Consider the following 8,384-nt stretch of genomic DNA (forward strand, 5'->3'; position numbering starts at 1 on the left):
GTCAGGCGCGATGCGAAGCGCGGGCTGGCGTCGCTGTGCATCGGCGGCGGGATGGGGGTCGCGCTCGCGGTCGAGCGTCCGTAACCGGCGGCGCGTGACCCGCGAACCAAATCCGGGCGCCGGCCGATTGCGGCTTCGACCGGCGCACGTGAAGTCAGAGGGGGCCGCCGGCAGCCCTCGAAACCAAAAAATGGAGTGAGATTTATGTCTCAGCGAATTGCGTACGTAACGGGCGGGATGGGCGGCATCGGCACCAGCATCTGCCAGCGCCTGTTGAAGGACGGCTTCAAGGTCGTCGCGGGTTGCGGCCCGAATTCGCCGCGTCGCGTGAAATGGCTCGAGGACCAGAAGGCGCTCGGGTACGATTTCATCGCGTCGGAAGGCAACGTCGGCGACTGGGACTCGACCAAGGCAGCGTTCGACAAGGTCAAGGCCGAAGTCGGCGAGATCGACGTGCTGGTCAACAATGCGGGCATCACGCGCGACGTCGTGTTCCGCAAGATGACGCACGAAGACTGGACCGCCGTGATCGACACCAACCTGACGAGCCTGTTCAACGTGACGAAACAGGTGATCGACGGCATGGTCGAACGCGGCTGGGGCCGGATCGTCAACATTTCGTCGGTGAACGGCCAGAAGGGGCAGTTCGGCCAGACCAACTACTCGACCGCGAAGGCCGGTATCCACGGCTTCACGATGTCGCTCGCACAGGAAGTCGCGACGAAGGGCGTGACGGTCAATACCGTGTCGCCGGGCTATATCGGCACCGACATGGTGAAGGCGATTCGCCCCGACGTGCTCGAGAAGATCGTCGCGACGATCCCGGTGCGGCGGCTCGGCGGGCCGGAGGAAATCGGTTCGATCGTCGCGTGGCTCGCGTCGAACGATTCCGGTTTTGCGACGGGCGCCGACTTCTCGCTGAACGGCGGCCTGCACATGGGCTGATCGTCCGCGCTGCGCGGGCCGGGTGGCCGCGCAGCCGGACGTGTTCCGAAGGCCCCCGCCTCCCGGATTCGGGCGGCGGGGATTCGTCACTTGCGCTACGCTGCACTCAAAGGCGTTACATGACTACTACAAAGAAGACGGCCGAACGGCTCATCAAGAAGTACCCGAACCGTCGGCTCTACGATACAGAGACAAGCACGTACATTACGCTGACCGACGTGAAGCAACTCGTGCTGGAGCAGGAGGACTTCAAGGTCGTCGACGCGAAATCCAACGAAGACCTGACGCGCAGCATCCTCCTGCAGATCATCCTCGAGGAAGAGAGCGGCGGCGTGCCGATGTTCTCGTCGTCGATGCTGTCGCAGATCATCCGTTTCTACGGTCATGCGATGCAGGGCATGATGGGCACGTACCTGGAAAAGAACATCCAGGCGTTCATCGACATCCAGAACAAGCTCGCGGATCAGTCGAAGAACCTGTACGACACCAATGCGATGAATCCGGAAGTCTGGTCGCAGTTCATGAACATGCAGGCGCCGATGATGCAGGGGATGATGACCAGCTACATCGAGCAGTCGAAGAACATGTTCGTGCAGATGCAGGAGCAGATGCAGAACCAGGCGAAGTCGATGTTCAGCACGTTCCCGTTCAAGCAGCCGGGCGCGACGGAGCCGGAGAAGAAGTAGCCGATTCGCGGCAGGCCGGCCACGGCGGGCACGCCGTCGTGCGTCGGAGCCGCGCAGCAGGGCGGTACGGCGTAGCTGCTCGTGCATTCGCGACGACGGCCGGCTGCCGCCCGCCGGGCGACAAGGGTGACGGTCGTTCATGACCGTCGATATCGGGGCACGCGCCGTAAGCAGGCGGCATGACCGTTGTCCCGCTCCGCCGATCCCGATCCGGTTCCCTGCGCTTGGCGGCCACTTCGCGCCGTGCCCGATGAGGTGCGGTTGCGTCGACGTGCGTACCATCGGCAGCGCCGCCCGGCGAAGCGCGATACCGGTTTCCGGGCATGGCAGGACGCGATGGGCGATACCGCGTCGGCGCGGTGCGACCGAGAAAAACAAACCGAGAGAAAGCATGGGCGGGATTCGAATGGCGCGGGCCGGCAGGCTGGCCGGTCTTGCTTCGACGTTCGTGGTGGGGATTGGCGTTGCCGTCCCTGGCCTGGCAATGGATTGCGCGAAGGCCGTGCAACCGATCGAAAGGCGCATCTGCGCGAGCCCGACGCTGCGCGCGGCCGATGCACGCATGAATGCGGCCTTCGCGGGCGTACTGAAGGCCGCGCCGGACATCACGATCCGCGACATGCTGGTGCGTAGCCAGCGCCGCTGGATCGACGCACGCAACAACCGTCTCGATGCCGACTACGCGGGCCACCCGCTGGCCGTCGACGAAGTGCGCAAGGCTATCGATCGGCGCACTGCCGTGCTGGCCGATCACTCGGACAAGGGCTTGATCGCGCGAGCGCTGGCCGAACGCCGATGGCTCGCCAAATACTCGGGCGGCCCGCTCACCGGTTTCGATGCCAACTGCGATTTCATTCCGGACGACGCGAGTGGCGCACACGTTTCGTATGCCTGTTTCGGCGCGGTTCACGTGCAGCATCGCGAGCGGGTCTGCAGCCAGAGCGAGGACTGGGCGACCGGTGCGGTGTACCAATACCGCTCGGTGAGCGCGGCCGACGGCGGGAAGGTGCGTCCGGTGGCGTTCTGCGAGGCACAGGCGCATGCGAGTGCATGCGACAACGGTGGGGCGCAATCGGGCTGGATGCGCGCGGACGTGTCCGGCGGGGATAGCCGCGCGTCGGCGCCGGCAGCCGGGTTGCCGCCGCTCGACGCGGAAATGTGGCCGATCGGCGACGGGGACGATGCGGTGTGGTTCGAGCGGTGCCTGACCGCGGCGAAGTTTCCGTGAGTCCCGAACCAGCGTGACATCGGCCCGCTTCGGCGGGCTTTTTTGCGCGCGCCGGCGGAGCGATGTGTTCCAGGGCGGGCCGGACGCGCGCGGTGCGCCGACGTTACCGGCCCGGAAACGTTCAGTCCGCCGGGAATCCCGGTTCGTCGTCGTGCGGGGGCAGGTCGAGCACGAGCTTGACGGCGCTGTGATTGGCCTTCAGCGAAAATACGCGGCCGATTACGAGGAACGTCTGGCTTGAATGCTCGAGCTCGACGAAATCGCCCGGTTGCGGCACGTGCGCGCCCTGGTCATACGAAAAGCTGGTGCCGGTTTGCTCGCCGATGGCTTCTGCTGCGTGTTCGGTGAATTCGATCGTGATGTGAGTGGTCATACGAGCCCCGTTGGGTCGATTGAAAAGGGTGGACGCTGGGATTTTCGCATGGCGGGCCGTGGCGCCGGGACGATTCTCGCCGGCCGGCTGGCGTCGGGGCGGGGCCATCGGGCGGTTTCGCGCGGAATGACGGGACCTCTCCAGTCCGGTTCGACGACGGAACGTGAGCGCGCCGGGTATCCGGGCCGCATCGCCGCGCACTGCTCGTTTTTGGGTCGCCGGACACTAAACGGGTTTATCTATACAGAGCGGTAGGTCGAACCGGCCAGACAGTGGACTTCGTGTTCAGCGCGAAACGCGATGTGGCCGCAGCCAAAGTTTTTTTCCGAAAAACCATCGGGCGTCAGGGCAAGTCGCCGGAGACGATCGCGCATTTCCGTGAAATGCTACCATCGAGCGTTCCCTGATTGCCCGGCAGAACCTGGTCTGGCGATGATGGAATTTTGACGAGGACTACACAAGATTGAATCGACGTCGCTTTTTGCTTGCCTCTTTCACCACGGTCGCAGTTTCAAGCGGCGCATTTGCTGCTGTACCTGACGAAGAAACCTGGGGAAAATACTTTACCGAAGCCAACGCACGAGGCACGCTTGTCGTAGCCGACCTTAGGGGAGGCAAGGAAGTTGTTTCCGTGCACGACAGCGAGCGCGCTGCGCAACGCCTGTCGCCCGCGTCAACCTTCAAGATTCCCCACAGCCTGATTGCACTCGACTCCGGCGTATTGCGCGACGAGTTCCAGATTATTCCCTGGGACGGTGTAAAGCGTCCTATCGAAGCGTGGAATCACGAGCAGGACTTGCGCTCTGCCGTACGCAACTCGGCAGTCTGGGTTTTCGAGCGCTTTGCAAAAGAAATCGGTCGAGAAAAAGAAGCCGCATATATGCGGAAGATTCCCTACGGGAACGCCCTCTCAAGTGGCGCGGAACCGTTCTGGGTCGACGGGGATCTTGCAATATCGGCTCAGGAACAGATCGCTTTCTTGCGCCGTCTTTACGACAACACATTGCCGTTCCGCGTCGAACACCAATTGATCGTCAAGGATGTCCTGATCAATGAGGCGGGGCGCGACTGGATTCTTCGCGCCAAATCCGGGTGGAGCGGGACAATAGGCTGGTGGGTGGGATGGGTTGAATGGCCTGACGGCCCGGTATTCTTCGCGCTCAACATCGATACGCCGAACCGGATGGAAGACTTGCCCAAGCGCGAGAAAATCGTCCGACAGGTATTGCGGTCTCTCAACGCATTACCGAGCTGAGACTCGCTCACACGAGTCAGCAAGCAACCGTGGCCGCCTCTAGCTGCGTCCGGCGAAGTGCACGGGTCATTTTCGTGATCGGTATCGCGCCAATCCAGTCGAGTTCAGCAGGCGGATTTCCCCGGCGTCGGGGCGGGCGGTTTCCCGGGCCGGCATTGTCAACTTGTCCAACTGTCGAGCAAGTTGACAATGCCGCTCGGCGAGCTTACGGCCGGTAAGCGTTGTGAAGCATTGCAAAATCGCCCGGTCCGGTACTTGTAGGACTGCAAAGGATAACTCAACATGGCTTGAGTAACGCCACTGTCGGTACCTGTGGGATCACGGCCTGTGTGCCGGTTTCATACGCTACAAAAACATGGATGAACCCTGTTCAATCGCTATTCGTCTACCAGATACGGCACGTTACGTGCTGATGGACGCGGCGTCATTCGGCATCGATCGTATCGATCAGGTTGTCGAAAAATTGCGCCTCGAACATCCAGATGCTTTTCATTCGAAGGATTCGCTCCCGGAACGCGGATTCGCGCACGCGCCGCGGAATGGCACTCCGTATCGTTGGCATGTGTACCAGGTTGCTCCGCAACCGATCGACCCGCAACGGAAGGACCCTTCTGACTAAACGGCGGCGAGCGTCGCGTCCGAAATCCGGATCGGCTGTCGGGCGGTCAGCAGCGGGAATGCATGCGACAGCGCGTCGACCTGAACGTCGTGTGGGCGCTGTCACGTTAGCGGATCATGTTCACAAGGGTCGCGAGCGCGATCTGCATGTTTCATGCGGCAGACGGATTCTGGATGACCTCGGTGAATCCGCGCCACGTCGAGAGGCGTGCGGCGAGGTGTTTGCGATAAAGCGAAGCACGCAGCAGTTGCCGCTTCAGGGCGAAGTGCTGGAGCATCGGCCCGAAGTCGTGAGGAGCGCCTGAGTGCGCTTCGGATCGCGAACCCCCTCGCATGCGCCGCTCGCGTTCGCGGGTCGGCATCAACGGACCGCCTGGCCGATGATCGCAGCGGGGAATCGATGGCCGTTGTAGAGCGCTTCCGGTTTCTTCGCCTTGTCTTGGGTAACCACAACCGCCAACGTGACAGCGCCTGATCTCCCCCTTGCCGACATGACAGCGCCGGCACAAGAATTTCAGGGGAGTCGAGGGAGAGGGCAGATAGCCTCAGTTCGGCACTGGAATATTGAATGGCTTCCCCGGTACCCAGGCCCAGGACGCAAGGACCTTCGCGCCAGCAGGTCCGGCAGTTGTGACGTGGACGACACCAGCCGGCATCCGGTAGCTTTCGCCTGCACGAACGACTTTTGTGGGCTGACCATCGACCTGCACCATTACCGCACCCTCAAGCACGTAGGCGACCTCAGGCCCGGTCGCTTTATGTCGAGGCTTTGACGCGTTTGGAGGAAATTCGGCAATGCCCATGCCCATCTCGCGATCCGTTCCCGCGATTGGGACCCGTTGCAAAACGATGGTGTCCTTGGCCGCCGGAGCATTGCCGACAGCTTCGACTTGCTGAACGCTCGTCAGCGCCAGCAGGATAAGAGGAAGAAAAATGCGTTTCACTGATGAGTCTCCCTGTTCATTGTTCGCCGCCGGCGAGTGACGTGAGAATCCGGTATGCAGCGGTCACCCGTTCATCGACGGGGAAGTTCTTGTCGGCGAGCATCACGATCCCCAACCGCTTCTGCGGAATAAAGGCGACATAAGCGCCAAAGCCGTTGGTCGAGCCGGTTTTGTTGCTCCAGAGCTTATTGTGCTTTTGATTCTGTCTTGCGGTTTGTCCTCCGCGTGGCTGACGGGTGTGATCGTGCATGCCAAGGCGGTCATCACCATAAGGGATGCGGCTCTAAAATTCATTGGGCTGATCCTTCAATTCCTGTCGTTAATTGTTAATCCTGTTAATCAGCTGCGGTGCGACTTAATCGTGCGATTTCGGGAGCTTCTTGTAGTATCCGCGCGGCACTCGCTCGATTCAGAAGTCAGATTCCTGTCTGTCGCAAGCCGATAAGGAAGGCCGCAGAAAAAAGATTTTCATGGGCAACTTCGGGGTTTGAGGATTCGACACGGCCGAACTGGAGCAGAGGTGGGAGATTACGTCCTCTCCGGTCTGTCGACCATCGAGGAAATCTTGTCTGATGAAAAAGAAAATCTTTCGAGTGCGCATCATTAGCGTCACCGAAGCCGGACTGATCTGGCCGCATATCGTAATACATATCTTCCTTGATCTTATAAAAATCAACGGCTTACGAAGGTGGCTTTAGGTGGCGGTCAGGCGTCCCAGACGACCTTCGTAGCCTGGAGGCCCTTGCTGCAAGGGGTTCCGAGTGCATGCTCATAAAAAGGGAAAAAAGATGCGTATCACGCAATGGGTTCAAGGGTGGGGTGCTGTTCGACCAAATTACCGGGGCATATCGGCGCGTGACTAAAGTTCACTTTTAAGAACCGGGTGATCGATAGACTTGCCGAGGGAATTTCTGCTTTTTTGAAATAAGGCTCGCTTGGTGAGAGGTGTAATGGTGAGCCTTGGATATTGGTTTGAATCCAGAGTGCAGATTCCGATTCGGGGCGGTAATAAAGGGAATTCAATATTAAAGATGACCTGGTGAGTAAATAGGGCCGGGAGTAAAAAGTGAACAAGACATATCGATCGGTCTGGAATGAATCACTGGGGGCATGGGTTGCCGTATCGGAGCTTGACTCCGCCATAGGCAAGCCCAGGAAATTGAAGGTTGTACATTTCGTCGCCGTGGCTGCGGTAGCCTTGGGGGCGCAGATGCATGATGCCGATGCTCAGTATGCTGCGAATACTTCCTCTTCCGCGACGGGTGCCGGCTCCATAGCTATTGGCTCCCCTGTAAGTGCAGCCGCCGTCGCATCGGGTCAAAGTGCCATCGCGATCGGGCAGGGGACTACGTCAATAGGTGCCGACGCCGTCGTGCTTGGTTACTCGAGCACGGCTAGTAGTAATTACGACACTTCAATTGGTGCTTACAACACTGTTAGTGGTATCTATGCCATCGCAATTGGTAATAACGGCACAGCCAATGGACAGGGGGCCATTGCGATTGGACAGGCGGCGACCGCGACGGCATCAAACGCTATTGCCATAGGGGCCCTGTCGATAGCAAATGTTGCTGGCTCGGTGGCGCTCGGCAATGGCGCCTCTGCGACCGCTGCCGCATCCAGTGCCACTGGCGGTACAGGCACGGTCAGCAGTCCGACGATTGGCGGTACCACATATGGATCGTTCGCGGGCGCCAGTGGCGCCAGCGGTGTCGTGAGTGTTGGGGGGGCTGGCACTGAGCGACGCATACAGAACGTTGCTGCGGGCCTGATTAGCTCGACCAGTACCGACGCGGTGAACGGCAGCGAGCTGTATGCGGTTGCGAGTACGGTAAATTCGCAGATCACTTCATTGTCGACGTCGACCTCGACTGGTTTGTCGTCGGCTACTAGCTCGATCACGTCGCTGTCCACCTCGACTTCGACAGGTATCAGCTCGCTGTCGACGGGCTTGAGCTCGACCAATAGCTCGGTGTCGTCGCTGTCCACCTCGACGTCGACGGGGCTGTCGTCGTCTAATAGCTCGATCTCTTCGTTGTCCACGTTGACCTCAACTGGCTTGTCGTCTGCGAACAGCTCGATCACCTCGCTGTCGACCTCGACGTCGACCGGCCTGTCGTCGTCTAATAGCTCGATCTCTTCGTTGTCGACGTCGACCTCGACGGGCATTAGCTCGCTGTCGACGGGCCTGAGCTCGACCAATAGCACGGTGTCGTCGCTGTCGACCTCGACCTCGACGGGGCTGTCGTCGGCAACTAGCTCGATCTCTTCGTTGTCGACGTCGACCTCGACGGGCATTAGCTCGCTGTCGACGGGCCTGAGCTCGACCAATAGC

Annotated in this window: 9 protein-coding genes and 2 pseudogenes; 7 read left to right on the top strand and 4 right to left on the bottom strand. The window is 60.3% G+C overall.

Annotated elements, in window-relative coordinates:
* Positions 1-204: 204 nt before the first annotated feature.
* The 3 genes from GQ57_RS37575 (at position 205) to GQ57_RS37585 (ending at position 2,859) form a co-directional block, all read left to right on the top strand.
* On the top strand, positions 205-945 hold the full coding sequence (locus GQ57_RS37575; protein WP_031403671.1) for a 3-ketoacyl-ACP reductase: 741 nt from the start codon (positions 205-207) through the stop codon (positions 943-945).
* 119 nt (positions 946-1,064) lie between these two features.
* Positions 1,065-1,631 carry a polyhydroxyalkanoate synthesis repressor PhaR gene (gene phaR / locus GQ57_RS37580; RefSeq protein WP_031403672.1) on the top strand — a complete coding sequence of 189 codons (567 nt, stop codon included), beginning with the start codon at positions 1,065-1,067 and terminating at the stop codon, positions 1,629-1,631.
* 139 nt (positions 1,632-1,770) lie between these two features.
* Positions 1,771-2,859: a lysozyme inhibitor LprI family protein gene (locus tag GQ57_RS37585; RefSeq protein ID WP_235215198.1), complete on the top strand. Its 1,089-nt coding sequence runs from the start codon at positions 1,771-1,773 to the stop codon at positions 2,857-2,859.
* A 121-nt stretch (positions 2,860-2,980) separates the two neighbouring features.
* Here the strand turns inward: GQ57_RS37585 and GQ57_RS37590 are convergent, their stop codons facing one another.
* A complete protein-coding gene (locus GQ57_RS37590) occupies positions 2,981-3,232 on the bottom strand; it encodes a hypothetical protein (protein WP_031403674.1) in 252 nt (83 codons plus the stop codon).
* 236 nt (positions 3,233-3,468) lie between these two features.
* Here GQ57_RS37590 and GQ57_RS41060 point away from each other — a divergent pair.
* From GQ57_RS41060 to GQ57_RS42795, 3 genes and pseudogenes are all read left to right on the top strand, one after another.
* Positions 3,469-3,600 (top strand): annotated as a pseudogene (locus GQ57_RS41060) (DDE-type integrase/transposase/recombinase); the annotation flags it as partial.
* Between the two features lie 95 nt (positions 3,601-3,695).
* A complete protein-coding gene (gene blaOXA / locus GQ57_RS37595; protein ID WP_052001629.1) occupies positions 3,696-4,487 on the top strand; it encodes a class D beta-lactamase in 792 nt (263 codons plus the stop codon).
* A 355-nt stretch (positions 4,488-4,842) separates the two neighbouring features.
* Positions 4,843-5,106 (top strand): hypothetical protein, encoded by a 264-nt coding sequence (locus GQ57_RS42795; protein WP_152602004.1) that lies wholly within the window; start codon positions 4,843-4,845, stop codon positions 5,104-5,106.
* 151 nt (positions 5,107-5,257) lie between these two features.
* Here GQ57_RS42795 and GQ57_RS41065 read toward each other — a convergent pair.
* The 3 genes and pseudogenes from GQ57_RS41065 to GQ57_RS44530 form a co-directional block, all read right to left on the bottom strand.
* Positions 5,258-5,467, bottom strand: a pseudogene (locus GQ57_RS41065) (IS6 family transposase); the annotation flags it as partial.
* A 183-nt stretch (positions 5,468-5,650) separates the two neighbouring features.
* Positions 5,651-6,049, bottom strand: a complete 399-nt coding sequence (locus GQ57_RS41070) for a cupin domain-containing protein (RefSeq protein WP_235212838.1) — start codon at positions 6,047-6,049, stop codon at positions 5,651-5,653.
* Positions 6,050-6,065: 16 nt separating this feature from the next.
* Positions 6,066-6,326 carry a serine hydrolase gene (locus GQ57_RS44530; RefSeq protein ID WP_425322024.1) on the bottom strand — a complete coding sequence of 87 codons (261 nt, stop codon included), beginning with the start codon at positions 6,324-6,326 and terminating at the stop codon, positions 6,066-6,068.
* 789 nt (positions 6,327-7,115) lie between these two features.
* On the opposite strand from GQ57_RS44530, the gene GQ57_RS41080 reads away from it, so the two are divergent.
* On the top strand, positions 7,116-8,384 hold a 1,269-nt coding region (locus GQ57_RS41080), incomplete at its 3' end, for an ESPR-type extended signal peptide-containing protein (RefSeq protein WP_326929211.1).

The sequence above is a fragment of the Burkholderia sp. MSh2 genome, assembly GCF_000731655.1.
Classification (GTDB): domain Bacteria; phylum Pseudomonadota; class Gammaproteobacteria; order Burkholderiales; family Burkholderiaceae; genus Burkholderia; species Burkholderia paludis.

Coding starts and splice junctions, on each gene's coding strand:
- GQ57_RS37575 (WP_031403671.1), top strand. CDS start 205: ATGTCTCAGCGAATTGCGTACGTAACGGGCGGGATGGGCGGCATCGGC.
- GQ57_RS42795 (WP_152602004.1), top strand. CDS start 4,843: ATGGATGAACCCTGTTCAATCGCTATTCGTCTACCAGATACGGCACGT.
- GQ57_RS37585 (WP_235215198.1), top strand. CDS start 1,771: ATGACCGTCGATATCGGGGCACGCGCCGTAAGCAGGCGGCATGACCGT.
- GQ57_RS37590 (WP_031403674.1), bottom strand. CDS start 3,232: ATGACCACTCACATCACGATCGAATTCACCGAACACGCAGCAGAAGCC.
- phaR (WP_031403672.1), top strand. CDS start 1,065: ATGACTACTACAAAGAAGACGGCCGAACGGCTCATCAAGAAGTACCCG.